This window comes from Streptomyces rimosus subsp. rimosus, assembly GCF_000720725.1.
GTDB classification, from domain to species: domain Bacteria; phylum Actinomycetota; class Actinomycetes; order Streptomycetales; family Streptomycetaceae; genus Streptomyces; species Streptomyces rimosus_A.
The window spans coordinates 123999-148292 of sequence record NZ_JOCQ01000001.1; the positions used below are offsets into that span (position 1 = coordinate 123999).

A 24294-nucleotide genomic window follows, 5' to 3' on the forward strand; every position below is an offset into this window, starting at 1 on the left:
CACCGGCCTCAGATGCGCGACAGCTCGGCCAGCAGGTCGTCCAGACCCAGCGAGCCCTGCGACAGGGCGGCCATGTGCCACGCCTTGAGGTCGAAGTCCGCGCCGTGCCGCTGCCGGGCCGCCTCCCGGCCCTGGAGCCAGGTGCGCTCGCCGAGCTTGTAGCCGATGGCCTGGCCCGGCATGCCCTGATAGCGGATGATCTCGCTCTCGACGAAGTCCGCGGAGCGGCTGGAATACCGCGCGAAGAACTCCTGCGCCAGCTCGGGCGTCCACCGCTCGCCGGGGTGGAAGGGCGAGTCATCCGGAATGGTCAGCTCCAGGTGCATGCCGATGTCGATGATGACGCGGACCGCGCGCATCATCTGCGCGTCCAGGTAGCCGAGCCGGCGCTCGGGGTTGGTCAGGAAGCCCAGCTCGTCCATCAGCCGCTCCGCGTACAGTGCCCAGCCCTCGGCGTTGGCGCTGACCATGCCCACCCCGGTCTGGTAGCGCGAGAGGTCCTCGGCCACGTGCGTCCACTGCGCCAGCTGGAGGTGGTGGCCCGGCACGCCCTCGTGGTACCAGGTCGAGACCAGGTCGTACGCCGGGAAGCGGGTCTGGCCCATGGTCGGCAGCCAGGTGCGGCCCGGGCGGGAGAAGTCCTGCGAGGGCTGGGTGTAGTACGGCGCGGCGGCGCCGCCGGGCGGGGCGATCCGCGACTCCACGTGCTTGACCCGCTCCGCCAGGTCGAAGTGGGTGCCGTCCAGCGCGTCGATCGCCTGGTCCATCAGCGCCTGGAGCCACTGGCGGGTCTCCTCGACGCCCTCCACGGCCTCGCCGTTCTCGTCCAGCCAGGCCATCGCCTCCCACGGGGTCTTCGCCCCGGGCAGCACCTTCTCCGCCTCCTGGACCATCTCGGCGTGCAGCCGGTGGAACTCCGACCAGCCGTAGGCGTACGCCTCGTCCAGATCCAGGTCGGCGCCGTTGAAGTAGCGGGCGAGACGGGCGTAGCGCTCACGGCCGACCACGTCGGGCGCGCCCTCGATCGCCGGTGCGTACCGGCCGCGGAACCAGTCGCGCAGCTCCACGAGGGCGCCGGTCGCCAGCGCCGCGGCGGAGTTCAGCTCCGCGCGCAGCGCGTCCGGGCCCGGCTCGGTCAGCTCGGCGAACCAGCTGCGGCCCGTGCCGATCCAGGTGTCCAACTGGCCGATGACGGTGGCGACCTGGCGCGGCCCGGCGGGCAGGTCCCGCTTCAGGCCCGCCTCCAGCGAGGCGCGATAGCCCTCCAGCGCGGCGGGCACGGCGCGCAGCCGCCGGGCGAGCGCCGCCCAGTCGTCGTCCGTCTCGACCGGCGTGATCGTCAGGATCTCGCGCACCGAGTGCAGCGGCGAGTGGAGGTTGCTGACCGTGCGCAGCCCCTCACCCGCCTCGTGGACCGCCAGCTCGGCGGTCAGCCGCTCGCGCAGCAGCCGGGCGCAGCGGCGCTCGCCCTCGCTGTCCGCGCCCGGCCGCCGCTCGGCCTCGGCGAGCTGGTCCAGCGTCGTACGGGCGAGCTGCGCCACCGCCTCCTGCCCGGTGGGTGAGAAGTCGGGCAGCCGGCTCGAACTCTCCGGGACGCCGAGGAAGGTGCCCATGATGGGGTCCAGCTCCACCAGCGCGTCGACATAGGCGTCGGCGACCTGGCGGGGGAGGGGGGCGCTGTCGGAAGCAGTGGTGTGGGACATGCGCCCCATCCTCGTACGGAAGCCCCCGCCACGTCATCATCAGCGCGCCGTGCGTCCGCCCGCGCAGCGCCGCGTCCGCGCAGGGCGAACAGGGGAACGTGCCGCACGCGCCGCACGTACCGCGCCCGCCCGGAGCGGAAGGCGGGCTTCATCGGTCCGGACCGGACTATTGCTCCCGCCGGAGCGGACGCTCCAAGCTCACAGAATGGACCTGGAATTGCGGCATTTGAAGACGATCCGGACGATAGCCGACGCGGGGAGCCTCACGAAGGCCGCCGCACAGCTGGGCCTGGCGCAACCCGCCCTGAGCGCCCAGCTGAAACGGATCGAGCGCACCCTCGGCGGCAAGCTCTTCGAGCGCGGGCGCTACGGGGTACGGCCCACGGCGCTCGGCGAGTTCGTGCTGGAGCGGGCGCGCGTGGTGCTGCCCGCGATCAGCGAGCTCCAGCAGGAGGCCGTACGGTTCGGCAGCGCGGGCAGCAGAATGACCGGCTTCCGGCTCGGCGGCACCCACGGCCCGCTGCTGGGCGGCCTGGTGGACCGGCTCGCGACCGCGCACCCGGGCGTGCCGGTGACCACCTTCACCACCTGGTCCGAGCGTGAGATCGCCGCCGCGGTCGCCGCCGGACGCCTGGACTTCGCCCTGATCGGCGCCTGCGGCGAGGCCCCGGCGCCCGAGCCGGAACGGCTCAGCTGGCGGGAGATCGCGGTGGACCCGGTCTTCGTCATGCTCGCCGACAGCCATCCGCTGGCCGGCCGGCGCGAGATCGGCCTGGCGGAACTGGCCACCGAGGCCTGGGCGGACGTGCCGGGCGACGGCTGTTTCGCGGACTGCTTCACCCTTGCCTGCGCCCGCGCCGGCTTCACCCCGGCCCGCGTGTACGAGACGGACACCGCGTCCTGCATCCACCTCGTGCAGGTCAGCCGCGCCGCGGGGCTGTGCCGGGCGACCCTGCCGCCCACTCCGGGGATGGTGACCAGACCGCTCGCCGGTACGCCGCTGACCTGGCGCCACCTGGTCGGCTGGCACCCGGCGACCCCCGCGGCGAACTCCGCCCCCGAGGTCGTCGCCCAGGCCCGTGCCGCCCACGCCGACGCCGCCGCGCGCAGCGAGAGCTATACGCGATGGCTGGCCGACCACCGCACGGCGGCCGATCCGGGGCCGCCGGGAACCGGCGGCGGCCCGCTGCCGGATTCCGCCCGCCCACGGGCCGCCGCTCATCCGGATCATCCGGATTCGGGCCGTCCGCAGGCGATCGGCCACCCGGAGGCCGACCCGGGGCCACCGGAAGACACCGGCTACCCGAAGGCCGATCCGGGGCCATCGGAAGACATCGGCTACCCGGGACTCCCCCGCGGTATCCATAACATTCCGCAGAAGGACAACTGACATCTTCTACGGGCCGCCGCCCGGCTCCTACGGTTTCCGCACCTCCACCCCCCCGAGACCGAGGAGACCTCCCCCATGCGCCACAGACACGCCCGAGCGGGTACGTGTGCCGTCATCACCGCCGTCGGCGCCCTTGTCCTGACCGCGCTGCCCGGCTCCGCGGCAGCCCGGATACGGGCGGACTCGACGACCGCGCAGACCCCCCACCGGTCGGCCGCCGAGACCCTGTCCGTCGGTGCCACCTCCGACGCCGTGTACCAGGCGATGCAGCGTGACCTCGGCCTGAACCGGGCACAGGCCGAGCGGCGGCTCGCCAACGAGGCGGAAGCCGGTGCCGTGGCCGGACACCTGAGGAACGCGCTGGGCACGTCCTTCGCCGGCGCCTGGGTCAGCGGCACCGAGTCCGGCACGCTGACCGTGGCCACCACCGACACCGCGCGCCTCGCAGCCGTCCGGGCGGCCGGTGCCCGCGCCGTCCACACGTCCCACTCGCTCGCCCAACTCGAATCCACCAAAGCGAAGTTGGACCGCGCGGCACAGCACCGTGCCGCTCCCGAGGCATCCTCGTGGGCCGTGGACGTCCGGACGAACACGGTGCAGCTGCGGGCCGCCGATCCCGCGGCTGCCCGGACGTTCGTCGCCGCCAGCGGCGCCGACCGCTCCCTCGTCGGCGTGAGCGCCACCGCCGAGCGCCCGCGCCCGCTGTACGACATCCGCGGCGGCGACGCCTACTACATGGGCGGCGGCCGCTGCTCCGTCGGCTTCGCGATCACCCGCGGCAGCCAGCAGGGCTTCGCCACCGCGGGCCACTGCGGACGCGCGGGCACCTCCACCACCGGGTACAACCAGGTGGCCCAAGGCAGCTTCCAGGCCTCCACCTTCCCGGGCCGGGACACCGCCTGGGTCGCCGCCAACGGCAACTGGACCTCCACGCCGTACGTGAAGGGCCAGGGCGGCCAGAACGTCCGGGTCGCCGGCTCCACCCAGGCGGCGGTCGGCGCCTCGATCTGCCGCTCCGGCTCCACCACCGGCTGGCACTGCGGCACGATCCAGCAGCACAACACCAGCGTCACCTACCCGCAGGGCACCGTCAGCGGTGTGACCCGGACCTCGGTCTGCGCCGAGCCGGGCGACTCCGGCGGCTCCTTCATCTCCGGCAGCCAGGCCCAGGGCGTCACCTCCGGCGGCTCCGGCAACTGCAGCTCCGGCGGCACGACCTTCTACCAGCCCATCAACCCGCTGCTCCAGGGCTACGGCCTCACCCTGAAGACCAACACCGGCGGCTCCGAGGAGCCCGGCCCCAGCGAGCCGGGCGAGACCACCTGGGCCGCCGGCACCGTCTACGAGGCGGGCGCCCAGGTGACGTACGACGGGATCACCTACCGCTGCCTGCAGGGCCACCAGGCCCAGCCCGGCTGGGAACCGGCGAACACGCCCTCCCTGTGGGAGCAGGTCTGAGAGCCACGACAGGTGAAGGTGGCTGAGGCCACCGCAGGCCACTGAGGTACGGCACCGATCCGCACCGGTCTCCGTACCGCCCGGGGCCGGCTGGTACGAGCGCTCGCGTACCGGCCGGCCCCACTCCCGCGTCAGCGTGTGGTCACACCGTCACGTCGTCCGCGGACCCGCGTCCGGCGCGGTCCGGGCCTTCTGCGGCCGTACGGGCACCCCGGCCGGCCGGGCGGTGATCACCAGCGTGCCCTCCTCGATCTGGTAGTCCAGCGGCAGGCCCAGGCCGCGCATGGTGGCCACCATCCCGGTGTTGGACGCCTGAGTGATCGCGTACACGCTCGTGCAGCCCGCGTCCGCGGCCATCCCGACCAGCCGGCGCAGCAGTTCCGCGCCGATGCCGCGCCGCTGCCACGCGTCCTCCACCAGCAGCGCCACCTCGGTCTCCTCGCCGTCCCACAGCAGATGGCCGAGCGCCACCAGCCGCCCGGACGCGGTCTCGACCGCGAGCGTACGGCCGAAGCGCGGGCTGAGCAGGTGGTCCAGATAACGCTCGGCGTCGGCGACCGGGCCCTGGTAGCGCATCGCCAGCGTCCGGGCCGAGCAGCGGCCGTGCAGGGCGCGGGCCGCCGCCAGGTCGGAGGGGTCCGCGCGGCGCACCGTGATGGGGTTGCCCTCGGGCAGCGTCAGCACGTCGCGGCGCGGCGGCACCCGCTGACCGAGCCGGGCGTCCAGCTCGACGAGCGCCCGTACCCGCGCGAACTCGGTGGGCGTGAAGGGAAGGTGCGGGCGTTCGATGGTGACGGAGCCCCCGGACGGATCACGGAACGTCATGGTGTGCTCTTCGAGGATGCCCTCCTCCGGCACCGGCTCGGTGTTCCGCTGTCCGTTCCAGGTCCGCGCGGGCACCGAATGGATGGTGCAGCGGCCCAGCAACTGGCGTAGCGCGAGCGGCAGTTCGGCGGAGTCCAGGGCGGTACGGGTGGCCATCCCCAGCATCCGGGTGGGGGCGTCCACCAGGTCGTGCGCGTCCGCCCGCTCCAGCCAGGTGTGCGCGCCGCCCGCGGCGGCGACCGTCCTGGTCAGGTCCGCGGGGAGCAGCGCGGCGGGGGCGCGCAGCAGGAACTCGTCCACCGTCCCGTCCGACAGCGGGTGGGTCTGCAGGCTCAGGATGTCCACCCGGTGCCCGGCCAGCGCCGTGCTCAGCGCGGCCAGGGTGCCCGGCTCGTCCCGTACGGTCGTGCGCATCCGCCACAGCGCCGTCTCCTGCCGCTCCTCGGGGGAGGCGGCGGGGGACACCGGCGCCGCGGCGCCGGTATCGGTCGGCGGCGGCGCGTTCTCGTGGCGTCGTGCCCACCACGCGTGGAACGCGGCCGTGGCGATCAGTGCGACCGCCGAGCAGCAGAGCAGCACCGTGCCGGACGGGCCGTGCGCGATGGTGTTGGCGACGGCGTCCGCCACCGCCACGGCGGTGAACAGGGCCGCCAGCTCGACCAGCTCCCGCCGCCAGTGATGGCGGCGGGAACTCTTGGCAGATGTCGCGTCAGTCATACGGCCAGCCTCACCGACCGGTGTTGCCTGATCGCGAACGCTCTGTGACCGATGGGTAAAGGAGGCAATCGAGGCACAAAGCGACCGTTGTGTCCATCCCACGCCGGGACGGTACCTTTCGGCTCTCCTAGCTGCCGGGCTGCCCCACCCGCCCGGGCTGCAGCACCTTGCGGAACAGCACCTGCCCGTCGTCCTGCCGCAGCCGTACGGTCAGCTCGCCGCTGTCGCCGTCGATGTCCACCTCGCCGAAGAACTGCGGGTTCTCGGCGGGGGAGACGTTCGCCCGCCGCGGCGCCTTGACGAAGGGCTGCGCGGGCCCGAACGTACCGTCCAGCGGCACGGCCGGGAAGCCGCCCGCGTTCAGCGGCCCCGACACGAACTCCCAGAACGGCGCGAAGTCCTTGAACGCGGCGCGCGAGGGATCGTAGTGCTGCGCCGAGGTGTAGTGCACGTCGGTCGTCAGCCACACCGTGCCGGTGACGCGCCGGTGCTTGATGAACCGCAGCAGCTCCGCGATCTGCAGCTCCCGGCCCAGCGGCGCGCCCGGATCGCCCTGCGCCACCGCCTCGAAGTTCGTCCTGCCGTCCGCGACCACCAGCCCCAGCGGCAGGTCGGCGGCGATCACCTTCCACACCGCACGGGACCGCGCCAGCGACCGCTTCAGCCACGCCAGCTGCTCGGCGCCGAGGATGCCCTGCCGGTCGTCGGGCTGCCGGTTGGGGGAGTTGGCGTTCCGGTACGTCCGCATGTCGAGCACGAACACGTCCAGCAGCGGCCCGTGGCGCAGCACCCGGTAGACGCGCCCGCCCCGGTCCGAGTGGAGCGTACGGATGGGGAAGTACTCCCGGAACGCCCGCAGCGAACGCGCCGCGAGCACGTCCACGTCCTTCTCCGTGTACCGGTCGTCGTCGAGGATCTGGCCCGGGTACCAGTTGTTGCGCACCTCGTGGTCGTCCCACTGGATGACGGTGGGCACCTGCGCGTTGAAGCGGCGCAGATTGGCGTCCAGCAGGTTGTAGCGGAAGGCGCCGCGGTACTCCGCCAGCGTCTCGGCGACCTTCGACTTCTCCTCGGTGGTCACATTCCGCCAGATCCGGCCGTCGGGCAGTCGCACACTGGCCTCGATCGGACTGTCGGCGTAGATGTTGTCACCGCTGCACAGGAAGAAATCCGGGTCCCGACGGCGCATCTCCTCGTAGATCCGGTAGCCGCCGCGGTCCGGGTTGATGCCCCAGCCCTGCCCCGCCAGATCGCCCGACCAGGTGAAGCGCACACCGTCCCGGCGCCGGTCCGAGGCGGTACGGAAGGTCCCGGTCACCGGCCGGCCCGTACGCCGGTGGTCGTGCGGGTCGGCGAGCAGCACCCGGTAGTGGATCTGCTCACCGGACGGCAGACCGTGCAGCGCGGTGGTGCCGGTGAAGTCCGTACCGGGGCCGAGCAGCGGGCCGTGCCAGGTACGGGCGCCCCGGAACGACTCGGTCGCCGCGGTCTGCACGATCATCCGCGCCGGCCGGTCGGACCGCACCCACACCAGCCCGGACGAGGCCGTCACGTCCCCGGCCTGCACACCCCACGGGGCACCCGGCCGCCCGGCCCGCAGCAGCGCGGGCGCGCCCGCCGCACGGGACGCGGCCCTGGCTTCCGTGGCGCCGGCGAGGGCGGGCAGGGCGAGCGCCGCGGTACCGGCCGCCGCCCCGTGCAGCAGTGACCGCCGGTCGACGGCTCTGCCGGGTCCCTGCGCCATGTGAAACCTCCCGTGAAACGACCGATCTTGGTGACCTTCCGTTCGTACCGGGGCCCGGTGCCGCGCGGCCGAACGGGTGGTGAACTCCAGGGGGCGGGCCCGGACCGGCCGGGACCCGGAGCGTTCTCCGGCCGCCCCGTCCTCAGCGCGCCGTGTCGAGGATCACCCGGGCGACCAGCGCCGGATCGTCGTTCATCGGCACATGGCCACAGCCCGGCAGCCGTACGAGCCGGGCGCCCGGTATCGCGTACTTGGCCCGTATGCTTTGCCGCCGCAGCAGCAGCCGGTCGCGACTGCCCCAGGCGATGGTCACCGGTACATCCGGTACGTCATCGGTGAACAGTACGGTGCGCCCCGCCGCCAGAGTCGGTGCGAAACCGGTCGCGTTGCGCAACGCCCCGGTCTCGGCCATCACCGCCGACGCCGAACGGCGGCCCGGGTGCGCCTATATGGCGCTCGTCAGCGAGGCCCGTCCGGCCGCCGAACGGGCCGGCAGCCCGACCGCCGGCCGTGGCAGCACCTTCGCGCCGGCCCGCATGCCGCGCAGCACCCCGAAGGCGTACCGCCGTTCGGCCTGCGCGGTAGCGGTTTCCTTCGAGGGCCGGGGCGGGGCTGCGCCCGGGAGCCGGGGCGGGGCTCCGGCGATCCGGCGCCGGTACGGCTCCGCCTGCCGCGCGCCCTGTGCCGCACACCACGTCCGTACGCGTCTCTTTCCGATCGTTTCCGCTGGACAACGACCGGTCGGCCCGCTGGGATGAAGGGGTGCAGACCGACCCCGCAACCGATGTCTTCCAGGAACACCGCCCGGTCCTGATGGGCGTGGCCTACCGCATGCTCGGCCGGGTGGCCGACGCCGAGGACGTGGTCCAGGAGGCGTGGCTGCGCTGGTCGTCCACCGACCGCGAACAGGTCCGCGAACCGCGCGCCTACCTGGTGCGCGTGACGACCCGGCTGGCGATCGACCGCCTGCGGCAGGTCCAGGCGCGCCGCGAGGCGTACGTGGGCCCCTGGCTGCCCGAGCCGCTGGCCACCGACCTCGTGACGGCCGCCCCCGACTCCGCCGACCGCGCGGTCCTCGCCGAGTCCGTCACCCTCGCCGTCCTGGTGGTCCTGGAGTCGCTCTCGCCCCTGGAGCGCGCGGTGTTCGTACTGCGCGAGGCGTTCGGCTACCCGTACGCGGAGATCGCCACGGTACTGGAGCGCGGCGAGGCGGCGGTGCGCCAACTCGCGGGCCGCGCCCGGCGCCACGTCGAGGAGCGCCGGCCGCGCTTCGAGGTCGACCCGGACCGGCAGCGCGACCTGACCGAGCGTTTCCTCGCGGCGGCCGCGGGCGACGACCTGGACGGGCTGCTGCACCTGCTGGCCGAGGACGTACGGCTGGTCGGCGACAGCGGCGGCAAGGCCAAGGCGCCGCTGCGGGTCATCGAGACCGCCGACAAGGTCGGCCGCTTCCTGCTCGGCGTGGCCCGGGGCGGTATCCCGGCGGCGGAGTTCGTCTTCGTGGAGCTCAACGGCGGCGTCGCGCTGCTCGTGCTCTCCGCGGGCAAGCCGGACTCGGTCTTCCAGATCGACGTCGTGGACGGCCGGATCCAGACCGTTTACATCATTCGCAATCCGGACAAGCTGGGGGCGCTGGGCGCTGCGGGATGAGTAGCTGAGGAGGTACGGCAAGAGCCGCGGTCAGGCGTCGCCCGACGCCGTCCGCGGCTCTTCCCGTATCTGCCCTGCCACTGCCCCGTTACTGCCCTGCCCTGTCCGGCCACCGCACGCCGCGCGTCCTGTACCTCCGCTCCGCCTCTGCCCGCCGGCCGGCGGCCGACGACGGATCGGCGCATTGGTCTTGACCAAGGGTGGGGGCGGCCATATCGTCACAGGGATACTGCAACAACCTTTAATAAAGAAGCGCTCATATCCGAAGAGCGCGTGCGCGGCCAGGGACAGGCCCGCGGCCGACGGGGACCAGCCCCGTCGGGAAGACGGCCACGGCGGAGGACAGGGTGGGGACCACGCAGCTCGAAACGGCTCCGGAGCCGAAGTACTGGCACCTCAAGACCGTGCTCAGCGAGGCGCTCGACTCGGAGTTCGCGGTCGGCGAGATCCTGCCCAACGAGCGGGAACTGGCGGCGCGGTTCGGCGTCGCCCGCGCCACGCTGCGGCAGGCCCTGGAACAGCTCGAACTGGAAGGCCGCCTGCAGCGCCGCCGCGGTGTCGGCACCACCGTCGCGCCCCCGCGCGTGGGCGTGGCCGTCGACCCGGCGCGCCACACCTGGCCGGGCGCCCCCGGTGACGACTGGCAGCCCGTCGACGCCGTCGAGTCGCCCGAGGTGCCGGCGGCCGTGGCGCGACTGCTGGAGCTGACGCCCGGCGAGCGGGTGCACATCGTGCACCGCAGCCGCGTCACCCACGGCCAGCCGGTCGCCGCCGAGCAGCTGTACGTACCCGTCCGTACGGTGCCGGACGCCGCCGTCGCGGGCCCGGACGCACCGGCCCGCGCCCGCGCCGTGCTCCGCGCGCTCCAGCAGCTCGACCTGGAAGGCCAGGACCGCGCCGTGGAACTGGGCTCGGCCCGCGCCGACGACGCCAGGGAACTGGACCGCCTGCCCGGCGCCCCCGTCCTCGTCGTCACCACCCGCTACTTCGCCAACAGCCGCACCGCCGCCGTGGCCCTGTCCACGTACCGCGCCGACACCTGCCGGCTCACCTTCGGCGACAACGAGACGGGGGCGGGGGTCGCGGTTCTGGCCGGGTAGGCGTGCTGCCCGGGGAGGTGGGTGACGCGGCCGGCCGGGATGCAGCCCGAGGGCAGCGGCCACCGCGGATCGTGTGTCGGGTCAGCGGTGGCCGGGTCACGCCACTACCCTCGTGCGGATGATTACTTGTGTGGTCCGGTATGTGATCGATCCGACGAAGACCGAGTCGTTCGAGCGCTTCGGACGCCGCTGGATGGAGCTGGTCGACCGGCACGGTGGCACGCACCACGGGTACTTCCTGCCGGCCGAGGGCGCCAGTGACGAGGCGCTCGCCCTGTTCAGCTTCCCCAGCCTCGCCGCGTACGAGGAGTACCGCACGCTGTTCGGCCGGGATCCCGAGTTCATCGAGGCGGACCGCATCAGGGACGAGAGCGGCTGCGTCCTGCGCTACGAGCGCACCTTCATGCGCCCGCTGCTGCCGGTCGGGTCCTGACAGCGCTCTCCCGCACGGGCTCGGCGGTGCCGGCGTCGAGCCGGCCCTCTTGTGGGCGGACCGATGTCCTGAGGCCGTCACCTCGGCCGGCCTCTGTCACGCGAAGTGCTGGGCCTCCCGGTCGACTTCCTGCAACGCCGCACGGAAGGCGGCGGCCCGGCTCCGGGCTTCGCGGGCCGAGCGTCCGCCTTTCGGTCACCGCACCGCTACGTACGGCCTTCGGAACTCGACCTGATGGCCCGACTCGCCGGGCTCGCCCTGACGGAGCGGCGGGCGGACCGGCACGAGGCGCCGTTCACCGGCTTCAGCAGGCCCCACGTGTCCGCATGGCGGAAACCGCCCCGCCGTCGCGCGAGAATCGGCGCATGCTGAAAATCGGATCGGTGGTACTGGGCGCTTCGGATGTGCGGCGGGCCGCTGCCTTCTGGATGGACGCGCTGAGGTACGTGCCGCGCGAGGACATCGAGGACGACTGGGTGGTGCTGGTGCCGGCGGACGGGTCCGGCGTACAGATCGCCATCGGGCTGAGCGGGACGCCGGTCCAGGAGCACCCGCGTGTCCACCTGGACCTGTACGCCGAAGACGCGGCCGGCCAGGCTGCCGAGGTCGAGCGGCTGGTTGCCTTGGGCGCCCGGCGGGTCGACTGGGATCTCTATCCGGATGACCCCGATTTCGTGGTGCTTGCCGACACCGAGGGCAATCGGTTCTGCGTCATCGACACGTCGCGCGGCTGAGGAGGGGCGTCGCTTCCTGCTCCTGCCGCCGGCGTGCGTGGTTCAGCCCGCTGACGAGGCGGGCGGTTCCGGCGTCGTCGGTGTGAGGAACGCCTTCACCATCGGTACGACGAGGTCGGCGCGTCGTGGCAGGTTGCGGTGCGTCGTGCCCGGCAGTACGCCGAGCTGTGAGCCGGGGATCAGGCCGTGCATCTCGACGGCGTGTTCCAGGCGGACGAAGTCGGTGTCCCCGACCAGCAGGAGCACCGGCGCCTCCATGGCGGCCAGGGTTTCGGCGGGCCAGCCCTCGAAGCCGTGCACCGTCGGTTGCAGCTTCTCGGCGAACGCCTCGAAGCGGCCCGGGTCGGGCGCGACCTGGACGTACGCCTCGTACATCTCCTGGAAGTCGCTCTCGGTGGGCATCCGCGGGGAGCCGGGCCGGGCGTGCGGGTCGAGGATCTCGGGGTGGTAGCCGTCGCGGCGGTAGTGCGTGGAGGCGAGCACCAGGCGGTTCACCCGTGTGGGACGGGTGACCGCCAGCTGGAGGGCGGTCAGGCCGCCGAGGCTGAAGCCGAAGACGTCCGCCCGGTCGATCCCGAGGTGGTCCAGCAGCCTCACCACATCGTCGGCCAGACAGGAGAGCGCCGGCTCGCGGTCGATGTCGCCGGTGTGTCCGTGCCCTTGCAGCTCGACCGCGACGACCTGCCGCGTGGCGGCGAGCGCGGGCAGTATGCCGCCGAAGGTCAGGTCGATGGTGAGCAGCCCGCCGTGCAGCAGGACCAGCGGCTGTCCCGTGCCGTGGATCTCGTAGTACAGCTCCAGCCCGTTGACCTGCGCGTACCCCGCGGACGACGGGTACGTGGTGGAGTCTTGTCCCTCGCTCAACCCTGCCTCCATGGCTCGCGGCGCGCTTGACCACCGGGCCCCCGCGCCCTCCTCGGCTCGGCTCCGGGGCCACTGCTCAGCACATTAGCCGGGGGGTGTGACAACGCCCCCGCGTCGCGCCGTGGGAGAGGAGGATGTCGGCGGAGGGACGTCGCGGGTACGCCTCAACGCCGGGCCGTGACCGTCCCCTCCACCGCGAACAGTTCGCCCTCGACATGATCCAGTGCCAGCCGCAGGGCTCCCGTGGCCACCGCCGCCTCGCCGAGTACGGACAGGGCCACCTGGGGCGGGCGCAGGCAGTAGCGGGCGAGTTCGGCGCGCAGGGGCTCCAGTACGTCGTCCAGACCGGCGGCCCAGCCGCCGACCACCACCAGCTCCGGGTCGAGGGCCAGCACCAGTGCCGCGACATCGTGGACCAGCCGCCGGATGAAGCGGTCCATCGCGTCCCGGGCCCGCGCGTCACCGTCGCGCGCGAGGGCGAACACCCGCGCCACCTGCGCCTCATCCAGCGGGTGCAGCGGCTGCCCGGTCGTGGACAGCAGCTTCTCCGGAGTGGCCTCGCGCCCCAGCAGGTGCAGCGCGCCGATCTCCCCGGCGGCACCGCCGAAACCGCGGTGCAACCGCCCTCCGATCAGGGCCCCGGCCCCGGGGCTGAGGCCCGCGAGGACGAACACGGTGTCGTCGCAGCCGGCGGCCGCGCCCTTCCAGTGTTCGGCAACGGCGGCGGTGTTCGCGTCGTTCTCCACCAGGACGGGGCACCGGAACGAGCGGCGCAGCCGGTCGCCGAGCGGCAGCCCGGTCCAGCCCGGCAGGGCCGTACCCAGCCGTACGGTGCCGTCCGCCTCCACGATGCCGGGGCTGCCCACCCCGACCGCGCGCAGCGAACTGCGGGCCACGCCCGCCCGCCGCAGCAGCTCGGCCACCGCGGCCCGCACCTTCTCCAGCCGTTCGTCCGCGGGCGCGGTCTCCTCGACCGCGCGCTGCGCGGAGCCGAGGACCCGCCCGCCGAGGTCGGACAGCAGCGCGGCCACCCGGTGCGGGCCGATCTCGATGCCCAGCAGGTGACCGGCCTCCGTACGGAAGCGGAAACGGCGGGCCGGGCGGCCCTGGCGGCGGGCGGCGCCCTCCTCGGCGGGCGCCTCGACCACCAGGCCGGTCTCGATCAGGCCCTCGACGACACCCTCGACGGTGGGCCGGGACAGACCGGTCACCTCCACGAGGTGGGTGAGCGTCGGGGAGTCGGCGGCGCGCAGCGCGTGCAGCACCACCGCGGAGTTGATCCGTCGCAGCAGGGAGGGGTCCCCGCCGGTTAGCCGCCCCAACGTCCGTCTCCCTCGCATTGCGTGTGTGGCGGATCGTAGCCGGTCAGCCGGTGTGCGGCGAGTCCCGGGCGGCGGAAGGGGGAGGGCCGGGAGGTGGCGTGGGGGGCCGTGGGCCGGTCCCGTACCCGGTGATCGTCCGCCTCGGGAGCGCCTGGCGGAGGCCTGACGCGGAGCCAATTGTCAGACCCTGGCGGTTTACTGACGGCATGACGAAAGCGACCACAGCACAGCACCTCACCGCCATCGACCTCCTCCGCGGCCGCGCGTTCCCCACCGAGCCGGTCGGCTCCGCCATGGTCGAGAGCGGGCCCGGTTTCCACGTCGCCCAGCTGCGCGCCGACGAGCAGCTCTGGGACGCCGACCCCGCGGATGTCGAGGAGACGGCGCAGGAGTACCGCGCCGAGCTGGAGGGACTCATATCGGCTCTCTGCTTACGCTGGGGCGAGCCCGAGGTGCTGGACCTGGCGGACCACCTGGAGCGGGTGGCGATGGGCATGCCCGTACGGCCGCCGCTCGACGTGCTGTGCGGCCAGGTGCCGCGGGTGCACGCCTGGCGTGCCGACGGCCGGTGGATCGCGGTCGGGCTGGGGGAGGGCGAGCCCGAGATGCCGGCCTTCCGGCTGCTGGCGGCGGTGGGCCGGGCGGACACGGTGCGCTGAGTGCGGGCGGGCATGTCGCGCCGGGTACGGCCGGGTGTGCCGCGCCGGGTACGCGCAACGGGTGGCGGCGCCGGTGCCGCCCGCCCGCCGCGGTCCGGCCGCACTGCCGCCGCCACCCGTGCGGGGGCCGTCGGGCGCGGGGGCCGCGCGCGTACCGTACGGGCGCGGCCGTCCCGTCGTTCCTGCTCGGTCTGCCGGCCCCCGCCCTACTTGTCCCCGTCGTTCTGCTTGTCGCGGTGGTGTGCCCACGGGTGGCGCAGCCGGATCCAGATGTCCCGGGCCTGGCGCCCGGCCTCGGTACGGCTGTGGGCCACCAGTTCGCGGGCCTGCTCCGGGGTCTCGACCATCGGCCCGGACCCGCGCAGCGGCTTGCCCGCCGTCTCGTGCAGGAAGAAGGCCGCGATGAAGCCGATGACACCCGCCACCATCAGGTAGTACGCCGGAATCATGTGGCTGCCGGTGGACTCCACCAGCGCGGAGGCGACCAGCGGAGTCGTGCCGCCGAAGAGCGACACGGAGATGTTGAACGCGATCGACAGCGCCCCGTAGCGCAGATGGGTGGGGAAGAGCGCCGGCAGCGTGGAGGCGGAGGTGCCCGCGAAGCAGACCAGCAGCAGGCCCAGCACGAGGCAGCCGAACGCCGGGAAGAGGATCCCGCCCTGCCGGATCAGCAGGAACGCCGGATAGGAGAGCGCCACCAGCGCGACGCTGGACGCCATGAACACCGGCCGACGGCCCCACCGGTCGGACGTACGGCCCACGGTCGTGATCGTCAGCGCGACGACGACCATGGTGCCCAGCACCAGCAGCTGCGCGGTCGTGGGGTCCTCGCCCAGCGTCTCGGTCATGAAGGTGGGCAGATAGGACGTCACCATGTAGTTGGTGACGTTGTACAGCAGCACCAGCCCCATGCAGATCAGCACGGCTTCCCAGTGCCGCGTGAAGATCTCCTTCAAACGGCCCTTGCCCGACTGCCGCGCCTCCTCGATGGGCGTGTCGTCCGGACCGGCGGCCTCGGCCTGCTGCCGCGCCGCCTCCGCCTCCTGCTTGAACGCCGGGGTCTCCTCCAGCTTCATGCGCATATAGAGGCCGATCAGGCCGAGCGGCCCGGCCACCATGAAGGGGATGCGCCAGCCCCAGCTCTCCAGGCCGTCCGTGCCCAGTACGGCGGTGAGCACGGTGACCAGGCCCGAGCCGAGGGAGTAGCCGACGAAGGTGCCGAAGTCGAGCCAGCTGCCGAGGAAGCCGCGGCGCTTGTCCGGCGCGTATTCGGCGATGTAGGTCGTCGCGCCGGCGTACTCGCCACCGGTCGAGAAGCCCTGCACCAGCCGGCAGACGAGCAGCAGCAGGGGGGCGGCGAAGCCGATGGAGTCGTAGCCGGGCAGGAAGCCGACCGCGAAGGTGCTGATCGCCATCATGATCATCGTGGCGGCGAGCACCCGCTGCCGTCCGATGCGGTCGCCCAGCGGCCCGAAGACCAGACCGCCGAGCGGCCGCACGAGGAAGGCCGCGGCGAAGGTGGCGAAGGTGGAGACGAGCTGGGCGCCGGGGGAGCTGGACGGGAAGAAGACCTTGCCCATCGTGGCCGCCAGATAGGCGTAGACCCCGAAGTCGAACCACTCCATCATGTTGCCGAGGGCGGCCGCCGTGACCGCGCGGCGCACCTGCGGTCTGTCGGTGACGGTGACTTCCTCGACACTGAGCTGGTGTTTGCGGCGGCGCAGCAGGGTGCGCAGCAGCCGGTCGGTTTCGGAGCTTCTTCCTCCGTCCGACCGCTTGTTCCGCCGGACACGCGGCGGCTGAGGCTGACCGGTAGTCATCTCGTCCTGTCGCTAGGGGCTGAGCGGCACATCGGTAACTCCGAGTATCAACGCAAAGGTCGAAATCGGCATAACCAGCATAGGAACGACACGAATGGGGCGAACGCCGCGTTTGATGTCTTATCGGCTCACTGGCCGTACCCGTACGGCGCAACACCGCCGTATGGCCCAAACGCCTCGCACAGCCCCGCCACCCCGTGCGCCCTACACACAACGCACGCCTTACCCGTAACGCGGGACTCACACGTCCCGGACGTCACCTTCCTCGGCTTCCTCGTCGAAAGCCGCAGCTCGCAGCCGTGCGTACGCCTCCGCCAGCGCGGCCGGCGGATAGTGCGCGTTGAGACCGCTCGGGTTGGGCAGCACCCAGATCCGGGTGTCACCGATCGTCCGCTCCTGCGGGCCGACCTGTGCCCGCTTGTCGTCGAAAGCCACCCGATAGGCCGTCACCCCGGCCACGGCGAGCCACCGCGGCCGCAGCCGCGTCACCTTCTCGACCAGGTGCCGCCCGCCCTCGCGGAACTCCTCCGCGGTCAGCTCGTCGGCCCGGGCACTGGCCCGCTCCACGACGTTCGTGATGCCGAGGCCGTACGCCAGCAGCTCCTCCTGCTCCGCGGGCCTGAGCACGCGCGGGGTGAACCCGGCCGCGTGCAGCGTGGGCCAGAAGCGGTTGCCGGGCCGGGCGAAGTGGTGGCCGGCGGCGGCCGACATCAGCCCCGGGTTGATGCCGCAGAAAAGCACCCGCAGGCCGGGCGCCGCCACGTCGGGGACGAGGCGGCCGCGCGCGGCCTGCAGTTCCTCGGGAGTGAATCCCATCTTAGCGGGGCCTCACAGGATGGAGCCCGGCGCGTAGGCCGCGGCTTCGGGGTGCTGCTTCGCGATCTCCTCGATACGGGACACGACGGTGGCCACCTGGTCGGCGGCGGCGCCGGTGAAGGACAGCTTGTCGGCCATCAGCGCGTCCAACTGCGCCCGGTCCAGCGGGATGCGCTCGTCCGCCGCCAGCTTGTCCAGCAGTTCGTTGCGCTCGACGCCCTGCTCGCGCATGGCGAGCGCCGCGGCGACCGCGTTCTCCTTGATCGCCTCGTGCGCCACCTCGCGGCCCACCCCGGCCCGTACGGCGCCCATGAGCACCTTGGTCGTGGCGAGGAAGGGCAGATAGCGGTCCAGCTCCCGCGCGACGACGGCGGGGAACGCGCCGAACTCGTCCAGCACGGTCAGGAACGTCTCCAGCAGGCCGTCCAGGGCGAAGAAGGCGTCCGGCAGCGCGACCCGGCGCACCACCGAGCAGGACACGTCGCCCTCGTTCCACTGGTCGCCGGACAGCTCGCCGGTCATCGAGGCGTAGCCGCGCAGGATGACCATCAGGCCGTTGACGCGCTCGCAGGAGCGGGTGTTCATCTTGTGCGGCATCGCGGACGAGCCCACCTGGCCGGGCTTGAAGCCCTCGGTGACCAGCTCGTGCCCGGCCATCAGCCGGATCGTCTTGGCGAGCGAGGACGGCGCCGCGGCCAGCTGCACCAGGGCGGTGACCACGTCGTAGTCCAGCGAGCGCGGATAGACCTGGCCGACGGAGGTGAACGCCTGGCCGAAGCCGAGGTGCCCGGCGATCCGCTGCTCCAGCTCGGCCAGCTTCGCGGCGTCGCCGCCCAGCAGGTCCAGCATGTCCTGCGCGGTGCCGACCGGGCCCTTGATGCCGCGCAGCGGGTAGCGGGACAGCAGGTCCGTCAGCCGGCCGTACGCCACCAGCAGCTCGTCCGCGGCGGTCGCGAAGCGCTTGCCCAGCGTGGTGGCCTGGGCCGCGACATTGTGCGAACGCCCCGCCATGACCAGCTCGGCGTGCTCACCGGCGAGCCGGCCCAGCCGCGCCAGGACGGCGACGGTACGGTCCCGCATCAGCTCCAGCGACAGCCGGACCTGCAGCTGCTCGACGTTCTCGGTCAGGTCGCGCGAGGTCATGCCCTTGTGGACCTGCTCGTGCCCGGCGAGCGCGTTGAACTCCTCGATGCGGGCCTTCACGTCGTGCCGGGTGACCTTCTCCCGCTCGGCGATCGACGCCAGGTCGACGGTCTCCAGCACCCGCTCGTAGTCGGCGAGCGCCTGCTCCGGCACCTCCACCCCGAGGTCCTTCTGCGCACGGAGCACCGCGAGCCACAGCTTGCGCTCCAGCTTGACCTTGTACTCGGGGGACCACAGGACGGCGAGCTCCGCGGAGGCGTAGCGGCCGGCCAGGACATTCGGAATGCGGGGCTTGGCAGTCACGTGACGAGAGTCTACTGGTCACGGCGCAGCCCCTATGGCCAGCCCTCCGACCTGCGCAAACCACCCTGTCTCCTGATCAACTGGGAGAGAAGCGGGAAAGGGGGCATTCCAGAGGCCCCCGCTGTCCGGCGGAAGTCAGGCAGCACTCGCCGAGGACCGCAAACGCAAACCGCATTCACCTGCACGTCGCTAACTGCATCCCCCTGCACGTCGCAGACCGCCGCCCCGGCCCGGTGTGCGGGCGACGGTCAGGGCACGCCAGGTTTTCGAATTCCCGACTCAGGGATCTCCGGCAAAACCGTCGGCACCCTCCCCGGCAGGAAGGGGCCGGTGCAACGCCCGACAAAGGCGGTGCGGGAAATGTCGGGTGGCCGGGGCCGATGTCGCCGCACGATGAGGGCATGGATGACACGACTTTGATATCCCGCTTCCTCCGCGACGGCTTCGTGAAGCTGGAGGGCGCCGTCGCGCCGCGCGTGGCCGCGGACTGCGCGCGGCTGCTGTGGCGGGAGACGGGCTGCGACCCGGATGATCCGTCGACGTGGACGCAGCCCGTGCACTGGGTGCCCGGGATGGCGCAAGGGCCGTTCGCCGCCGCGCCCAACTCCCCGGCCCTGCACCACGCGTACGACCTGCTCGTCGGCGCGGGGCGCTGGGAGCCGCGCTACTCGCTGGGCACGTTCCCGCTGCGCTTCCCGCACGGGCAGGAGCCGGACGACGCGGGCTGGCACATCGAGGGGAGCTACCTGCCGGAGGGCGAGAGCTGGTACTTCACCAATCTGCGCTCCCGGGACCGGGCGCTGCTGATGCTGTTCCTTTTCAGCGAGGTCGGAGAGCAGGACGCCCCGACCCGGATCCGGGTCGGCTCGCACCTCGACGTGCCGAAGGTCCTGGAGAGGTACGGCGAGGACGGGGCCAGCGGGCTGGCCCTCGCGCCCGAATTGGTGGCGGCGTCCGATCACCGGGCCCTCGCCCTGGCCACCGGGTCGCCGGGCGACGTATTCCTGTGCCATCCGTTCCTGGTGCACGCTGCGCAGCCGCACCACGGGACGCGGCCGCGCTTCATGGCTCAGCCGCCGCTGATGCCGGCCGCGCCGTACGAACTGGAGCGGGCCGACGGCGCGTACTCACCCGTGGAGATCGCGATCCGCCGGGGCCTGGGACGGGATGCGGCCGGTCCGGACGGGGACGGCGCCGACCGCAGCGCCGGATAGGCGCGCTTCGCTCTACGCCGTACGCGTGGCGGCCGCCGACGGCATGGCGTCCGGGCGGCTTCGGCCGTCCACCACGACCCGCTGGCGCGCATCAGTGCGCCTGGTGGTCCGACGTCATAGGCGATCCCACGGGAAACGCCCCGGCCCCCGGCCTGATTACTGGTGGCATGGTCGAGGGAATGCGGCATCAGGTGTGCTGGAGAGCTTGCTGGGCTCTCGCCCAATTGTTGTGCAGACGGTCCAGATAGGACTGGGCCTGGGGGCCGGGTGCTGTGCCTTTTGCAAAGGCACGCATGTTTCCCGCCCCGGTGTTGTAGCCCAGGGCCAGCAACTCGTCCCGGGACAGCGATCCGCTGCGCTGGGCGGGCAGCTGTCCGCCCAGGTCGTGCAGGTACCACGCCGCGGCCTTGACGGCGAGGTCGCGGTCGTCGGGCAGTTCGTGCCAGTCGCGGCCGGCGAAGTCGCGCCCGCGCTTGGTCTGGTCGAAGGCGGCCTTGTGCATGTTGGCGATGCCGAAGGCGGCATCCGGCTTGGTCCGCTGCCAGGCCCGCTCCCACGCCGGGTCGTGCGGCTTGTACGACTCGTTGTACAGAATCGCCATCAGCAGACGGGCGTTCACACCGGCCTGGCGGGCGTGTGCGACCACCTGTGGTGCGAAATGGGCGGGGTCGTACGCCTGGGCCGACGGCGCGGCGGTGGCGGCAGACGGCGTCGGCGTATCCGGTGCCCGGCCGGAACCGACCGGAGTACAGGCCGAGCCTGCCGCGGCCAGGACGAGGGCCGCGATCACCGGCCGTACCAGAGAACAGCGCCGCGCGGTCACCGTGTGCCGGCCTCCCTCACCACGTGCGTACTCCCGTCGTCGGCTCCGTGCCCGGACGGATCCATTATCGGGGACAGCGGCCGCCCGCGATGGGCAGGCCGCCCACGAACTCGTCCGGTGATCCGGCGGGCGGCCGGGCCGAGTTCAGTCCTCGTACGGAAGCAGGTCGGGGCGCTTCGGCGGGCGGCCGTCCCCGCTGGAGCGGCCGGTCAGGCGCCGGCCGATCCACGGCATCAGGTGCTGGCGCGCGAAGCGTACGTCCGCGGTGCGCCGTGCCGCCCACCGTGGGCGTACGAACGCGGGGAGCGGCGCGTCCCAGTCGGACTCGGCCGGGAAGCCGAGGGCCTGCCAGACGGCCTCGGCCACCCGCTTGTGACCGGCGCTGTTCAGGTGGAGGCGGTCCTCCGCCCACATCCGCGGGTCGGCCAGCGCGCGGGAGGAGAAGAGGTCCACCACGATGGCGCCGTGCCGCTCGGCCAGCATGTCGATGTGCGCGAAGAGCTGTTCCATGCGCGGGCGGAAGCGTTCCAGGACCGGGCCCTGCCGCCCCGGGCTGCGCATCAGCACGAGCTGTCCGCAGTCCTTGGCCAGCCGCCCCGCGGCCTCCTCCAGGAGAGCGCAGACCCGGTCCACGTCGCACTTGGGCCGCAGTACGTCGTTCAGCCCGCCCACCAGCGTGACCAGGTCCGCGCCCATCGCGGCCGCGGGTCCGGTCTGCTCGGCGACGATCTGCCCGATCAGCTTGCCGCGCACCGCGAGGTTGGCGTAGCGGAAGCCGGGGGCGCGGGCCGCGAGGCGCGCGGCCAGCAGGTCCGCCCAGCCCCGGTACGAGCCGTCCGGCAGGGCGTCGGACATGCCCTCGGTGAAGCTGTCGCCCACCGCGACGAAACTGGTGTACGTGGCATTGATCTCCATGGCGGGAGGCATCCTACCGGGGCGGAAACGGGGGCCCGGGCGCGCCACTCGCCGAAAGCCGGGCCCCGGGCGCACCACCCGCCGGAAACCGGAGCCCCGGGCCCGCATGCGTCCCGGGGCCCCGCGCCTACCGCCTGGACGTGCCCCCGACCGGCCCGGCCTTCCGGGGCTGCTGCTGGAGCACCAGCTCCCGCAGCACGTCCTCCATCGTGACCAGGCCCGCCAGCCGGCCGTCCTCGCCGATCACCGCCGCCAGGTGCGTACGGGAGGCCCGCATCGCCGTCAGGACGTCGTCCAGCGGCGTCTCGGCCCGTACGCGCGCGATCGGCCGCAGCGTCGACAACGGGAACGGCAGATCGCGCGGTGAGGCGTCGAGCGCGTCCTTGACGTGCAGGTATCCGAGGATGCGCTGGGTGCTGTCGACGACCGGGAAGCGGGAGAAGCCGGAGGTCGCGGCCAGCTCCTCGACGCCTTCGGGGGTGATGCCGAGCCGGGCCGTGACCACCTTCGTCACCGGCACCACCACATCGGCGACCGGACGGCGCCCCAGCTCCAGGGCGTCCCGCAGGCGTTCCTTCGCCCGGTCGTCCAGCAGCCCGGCGGCCTGCGAGTCCTCGACCATCTTCGCGAGCTGGTCGTCGGAGAAGGTCGCGGCCACCTCGTCCTTGGCCTCCACCCGCAGCAGCCGCAGCAGCGCGTTGGCGAACGCGTTGATCGCGAAGATCACCGGGCGCAGCGCGCGGGTCAGCGCGACCAGCGGCGGCCCCAGCAGCAGGGCCGTACGCACCGGTTCGGCCAGCGCCACGTTCTTCGGCACCATCTCGCCGAAGAGCATGTGCAGGTACGTCGCCACGGCCAGCGCGAGGACGAAGGAGACCGGGTGCACCAGGACGTCCGGCACGCCGACCGTGTCGAAGACCGGCTCCAGGAGGTGGGCGATGGCGGGTTCGGCGACCGCGCCGAGCACCAGGGTGCACAGGGTGATGCCCAGCTGTGCGGCCGCCAGCACGGCGGAGACGTGCTGGAGCCCCCACAGGACCCGGTCCGCACGGCGGTCGCCGTCCTCCGCGTGCGGCTCGATCTGACTGCGGCGCACCGAGATCATCGCGAACTCGGCGCCCACGAAGAACGCGTTGACGACCAGCGTGAGCAGGCCGATGAACAGCTGGAGCGCGGTCATCGGGCGACCTCCCCGGCCTCGTCGGCGCTCTGCGGCAGCGGCGCGTGCAGCAGCACCCGCGCCGCGCGGTGCCCGGAGGCGTCCAGGACGTCCATCCGCCACCCCGCGGCCTCGATGCCGTCCCCGGCGGCCGGGATGCGGCCCAGTTCGGTGGCGATCAGGCCGGCCAGCGTCTCGTACGGGCCTTCCGGCAGCTTCAGGCCGATCTGCTCCAGCTGGTCGGTGCGCACGGCGCCGTCCGCCTCGTAGCGGGACCGGCCGTCCGCGTCCTCGCCCGCCGGGGCCAGGTCCGGCGTCTCCATCGGGTCGTGCTCGTCGCGTACCTCGCCGACGACCTCCTCGACGATGTCCTCCAGGGTGACGACCCCCGCCGTACCGCCGTACTCGTCGATGACCACCGCCATCGTCTGCTTGCCGGACAGCCGGTCCAGCAGCCGGTCCACGGTCAGCGTCTCCGGTACGAGCAGCGGCTCGCGCAGCAGCTCGGAGACGGGGTGGCGGGGGCGCCGGTCGGCGGGCACGGCCAGTACGTCCTTGATGTGCGCGACGCCCACCACGGCGTCCAGGCTGCCGCGGTAGACGGGGAAGCGGGACAGGCCGGTGGCGCGCGTCGCGGTGGCCACGTCCTCGGCGGTGGCCTGCACGTCCAGGGCGGTGACCTGCACCCGCGGCGTCATCACGTTCTCCGCGGTCAGGTCGGCGAGCGCGAGGGTCCGTACGAACAGCTCGGCGGTGTCCGGTTCCAGGGCGCCTTCCTTGGCGGAGTGCCGGGCCAGCGCGACCAGCTCCTGCGGGCCGCGGGCGGAGGCCAGCTCCTCGGCGGGCTCCATGCCCATCCGGCGGATCATCCGGTTCGCGGTGTTGTTCAGGTGCCCGATGAGCGGCTTGAAGGCGGCGCTGAAGCCGCGCTGCGCGGTGGCGACCCGCCGGGCGATGGGCAGCGGGCTGGAGATGGCCCAGTTCTTGGGGACCAGCTCGCCGACGACCATCAGGACGACGGTGGAGACCGCCGTACCGAGGACCAGGGCCACCGAGTCCGCCGCGGAGCCCGGCAGGCCGAGGGCGTCCAGCGGGCCGGCCAGCAGCGCGGAGATCGACGGCTTGGCGAGCATGCCGATGACCAGGCCGGTCACGGTGATGCCGAGCTGGGCGCCGGAGAGCTGGAAGGTCAGGCTGCGGACGGCCTTGAGGGCACTGTCCGCGCCGCGCTCGCCGCGCTCCACGGCGCGTTCCAGGTCGCTGCGTTCGACGGTGGTCAGCGAGAACTCGGCCGCGACGAAGACACCGCAGGCCAGGGTCAGGAGCAGGGCCACGGCCAGGAGGAGCAGCTCGGTCATCGGGTCACCTCCGTCCCATGTTCGAACAGGACCGGGAGGTTCGCGCTCCGGGTGGAGGCGGGATGACAACTGGGAGGCTCGCCCATGGCTGGACGCTCACTCCTTTCGCTGGGAGACGTGGGAACTATCCATAGTAAAGGATGG

Annotated in this window: 19 protein-coding genes and 2 pseudogenes; 8 read left to right on the forward strand and 13 right to left on the reverse strand. The window is 72.8% G+C overall.

Going from position 1 to position 24294, the window contains the following annotated elements; translation table 11 throughout:
- Positions 1-8: 8 nt before the first annotated feature.
- Positions 9-1703, reverse strand: a complete 1695-nt coding sequence (locus tag IH45_RS0100540; protein ID WP_030659652.1) for a DUF885 domain-containing protein — start codon at positions 1701-1703, stop codon at positions 9-11.
- A gap of 205 nt (positions 1704-1908) precedes the next feature.
- Between IH45_RS0100540 and IH45_RS0100545 the strand changes: the two are divergent.
- Positions 1909-2838: pseudogene (locus IH45_RS0100545) on the forward strand (LysR family transcriptional regulator); the annotation flags it as partial.
- Positions 2839-3168: 330 nt separating this feature from the next.
- Positions 3169-4551, forward strand: a complete 1383-nt coding sequence (locus IH45_RS0100550) for a carbohydrate-binding protein (protein WP_030659657.1) — start codon at positions 3169-3171, stop codon at positions 4549-4551.
- Between the two features lie 150 nt (positions 4552-4701).
- On the opposite strand, the gene IH45_RS0100555 is transcribed toward IH45_RS0100550, so the two are convergent.
- The 3 genes and pseudogenes from IH45_RS0100555 to IH45_RS01000000142935 all read right to left on the reverse strand — a co-directional run.
- Positions 4702-6093 (reverse strand): GNAT family N-acetyltransferase, encoded by a 1392-nt coding sequence (locus tag IH45_RS0100555; RefSeq protein WP_030659658.1) that lies wholly within the window; start codon positions 6091-6093, stop codon positions 4702-4704.
- Between the two features lie 127 nt (positions 6094-6220).
- The gene (locus IH45_RS0100560) at positions 6221-7837 is read right to left on the reverse strand and encodes an alkaline phosphatase D family protein (RefSeq protein ID WP_030659660.1); all 1617 of its coding nucleotides are present in this window, start codon (positions 7835-7837) and stop codon (positions 6221-6223) included.
- Between the two features lie 142 nt (positions 7838-7979).
- Positions 7980-8414 (reverse strand): annotated as a pseudogene (locus IH45_RS01000000142935) (alpha/beta fold hydrolase); the annotation flags it as partial.
- Positions 8415-8599: 185 nt separating this feature from the next.
- Here IH45_RS01000000142935 and IH45_RS0100570 point away from each other — a divergent pair.
- The 4 genes from IH45_RS0100570 (at position 8600) to IH45_RS0100585 (ending at position 11754) form a co-directional block, all read left to right on the forward strand.
- The gene (locus IH45_RS0100570; RefSeq protein ID WP_030659664.1) at positions 8600-9487 is read left to right on the forward strand and encodes an RNA polymerase sigma-70 factor; all 888 of its coding nucleotides are present in this window, start codon (positions 8600-8602) and stop codon (positions 9485-9487) included.
- A 347-nt stretch (positions 9488-9834) separates the two neighbouring features.
- Positions 9835-10587, forward strand: coding sequence for a GntR family transcriptional regulator (locus tag IH45_RS0100575; protein ID WP_030659665.1), 753 nt, complete (start codon positions 9835-9837; stop codon positions 10585-10587).
- A gap of 118 nt (positions 10588-10705) precedes the next feature.
- Positions 10706-11020 (forward strand): NIPSNAP family protein, encoded by a 315-nt coding sequence (locus tag IH45_RS0100580; protein WP_030659667.1) that lies wholly within the window; start codon positions 10706-10708, stop codon positions 11018-11020.
- Positions 11021-11385: 365 nt separating this feature from the next.
- Positions 11386-11754: a VOC family protein gene (locus IH45_RS0100585; protein WP_030659669.1), complete on the forward strand. Its 369-nt coding sequence runs from the start codon at positions 11386-11388 to the stop codon at positions 11752-11754.
- Positions 11755-11796: 42 nt separating this feature from the next.
- Here the strand turns inward: IH45_RS0100585 and IH45_RS0100590 are convergent, their stop codons facing one another.
- The gene (locus IH45_RS0100590) at positions 11797-12618 is read right to left on the reverse strand and encodes an alpha/beta fold hydrolase (protein WP_234440376.1); all 822 of its coding nucleotides are present in this window, start codon (positions 12616-12618) and stop codon (positions 11797-11799) included.
- A 164-nt stretch (positions 12619-12782) separates the two neighbouring features.
- Positions 12783-13940, reverse strand: a complete 1158-nt coding sequence (locus IH45_RS0100595; RefSeq protein ID WP_030659673.1) for an ROK family transcriptional regulator — start codon at positions 13938-13940, stop codon at positions 12783-12785.
- A gap of 206 nt (positions 13941-14146) precedes the next feature.
- Here IH45_RS0100595 and IH45_RS0100600 point away from each other — a divergent pair, with 206 nt between their 5' ends.
- Positions 14147-14599, forward strand: coding sequence for a hypothetical protein (locus IH45_RS0100600; protein WP_030659675.1), 453 nt, complete (start codon positions 14147-14149; stop codon positions 14597-14599).
- Between the two features lie 206 nt (positions 14600-14805).
- Here the strand turns inward: IH45_RS0100600 and proP are convergent, their stop codons facing one another.
- From proP to purB, 3 genes are all read right to left on the reverse strand, one after another.
- A complete protein-coding gene (proP, locus tag IH45_RS0100605) occupies positions 14806-16419 on the reverse strand; it encodes a glycine betaine/L-proline transporter ProP (RefSeq protein WP_030659677.1) in 1614 nt (537 codons plus the stop codon).
- Between the two features lie 240 nt (positions 16420-16659).
- A complete protein-coding gene (gene mug, locus IH45_RS0100610; protein WP_030659679.1) occupies positions 16660-17235 on the reverse strand; it encodes a G/U mismatch-specific DNA glycosylase in 576 nt (191 codons plus the stop codon).
- Between the two features lie 12 nt (positions 17236-17247).
- On the reverse strand, positions 17248-18681 hold the full coding sequence (gene purB / locus IH45_RS0100615; protein WP_030659681.1) for an adenylosuccinate lyase: 1434 nt from the start codon (positions 18679-18681) through the stop codon (positions 17248-17250).
- Positions 18682-19082: 401 nt separating this feature from the next.
- On the opposite strand from purB, the gene IH45_RS0100620 reads away from it, so the two are divergent.
- The gene (locus IH45_RS0100620) at positions 19083-19895 is read left to right on the forward strand and encodes a phytanoyl-CoA dioxygenase family protein (protein ID WP_030659683.1); all 813 of its coding nucleotides are present in this window, start codon (positions 19083-19085) and stop codon (positions 19893-19895) included.
- Between the two features lie 187 nt (positions 19896-20082).
- Here the strand turns inward: IH45_RS0100620 and IH45_RS0100625 are convergent, their stop codons facing one another.
- The 4 genes from IH45_RS0100625 to IH45_RS0100640 all read right to left on the reverse strand — a co-directional run bounded on the left by IH45_RS0100625 (position 20083) and on the right by IH45_RS0100640 (position 24150).
- Positions 20083-20718, reverse strand: coding sequence for a transglycosylase SLT domain-containing protein (locus IH45_RS0100625; RefSeq protein ID WP_032916572.1), 636 nt, complete (start codon positions 20716-20718; stop codon positions 20083-20085).
- Between the two features lie 144 nt (positions 20719-20862).
- Entirely contained in the window at positions 20863-21633 is a 771-nt protein-coding gene (locus IH45_RS0100630; protein ID WP_030659687.1) for an SGNH/GDSL hydrolase family protein, read from the reverse strand.
- Positions 21634-21760: 127 nt separating this feature from the next.
- On the reverse strand, positions 21761-22813 hold the full coding sequence (locus tag IH45_RS0100635; protein WP_050514410.1) for a hemolysin family protein: 1053 nt from the start codon (positions 22811-22813) through the stop codon (positions 21761-21763).
- Positions 22810-24150, reverse strand: coding sequence for a hemolysin family protein (locus IH45_RS0100640; protein WP_030659691.1), 1341 nt, complete (start codon positions 24148-24150; stop codon positions 22810-22812). The genes IH45_RS0100635 and IH45_RS0100640 overlap by 4 nt, the downstream gene beginning before the upstream one ends.
- Positions 24151-24294 lie beyond the last annotated feature (144 nt).

What these genes read in the sequence shown, in the direction of transcription:
- IH45_RS0100640 (WP_030659691.1), bottom strand. Translation starts at nt 24,150, where the DNA reads ATGACCGAGCTGCTCCTCCTGGCCGTGGCCCTGCTCCTGACCCTGGCC.
- IH45_RS0100580 (WP_030659667.1), top strand. Translation starts at nt 10,706, where the DNA reads ATGATTACTTGTGTGGTCCGGTATGTGATCGATCCGACGAAGACCGAG.
- IH45_RS0100550 (WP_030659657.1), top strand. Translation starts at nt 3,169, where the DNA reads ATGCGCCACAGACACGCCCGAGCGGGTACGTGTGCCGTCATCACCGCC.
- mug (WP_030659679.1), bottom strand. Translation starts at nt 17,235, where the DNA reads ATGGGATTCACTCCCGAGGAACTGCAGGCCGCGCGCGGCCGCCTCGTC.
- IH45_RS0100600 (WP_030659675.1), top strand. Translation starts at nt 14,147, where the DNA reads ATGACGAAAGCGACCACAGCACAGCACCTCACCGCCATCGACCTCCTC.
- proP (WP_030659677.1), bottom strand. Translation starts at nt 16,419, where the DNA reads ATGACTACCGGTCAGCCTCAGCCGCCGCGTGTCCGGCGGAACAAGCGG.
- IH45_RS0100585 (WP_030659669.1), top strand. Translation starts at nt 11,386, where the DNA reads ATGCTGAAAATCGGATCGGTGGTACTGGGCGCTTCGGATGTGCGGCGG.
- IH45_RS0100540 (WP_030659652.1), bottom strand. Translation starts at nt 1,703, where the DNA reads ATGTCCCACACCACTGCTTCCGACAGCGCCCCCCTCCCCCGCCAGGTC.
- IH45_RS0100620 (WP_030659683.1), top strand. Translation starts at nt 19,083, where the DNA reads ATGGATGACACGACTTTGATATCCCGCTTCCTCCGCGACGGCTTCGTG.
- IH45_RS0100635 (WP_050514410.1), bottom strand. Translation starts at nt 22,813, where the DNA reads ATGACCGCGCTCCAGCTGTTCATCGGCCTGCTCACGCTGGTCGTCAAC.
- IH45_RS0100560 (WP_030659660.1), bottom strand. Translation starts at nt 7,837, where the DNA reads ATGGCGCAGGGACCCGGCAGAGCCGTCGACCGGCGGTCACTGCTGCAC.
- IH45_RS0100555 (WP_030659658.1), bottom strand. Translation starts at nt 6,093, where the DNA reads ATGACTGACGCGACATCTGCCAAGAGTTCCCGCCGCCATCACTGGCGG.
- IH45_RS0100630 (WP_030659687.1), bottom strand. Translation starts at nt 21,633, where the DNA reads ATGGAGATCAATGCCACGTACACCAGTTTCGTCGCGGTGGGCGACAGC.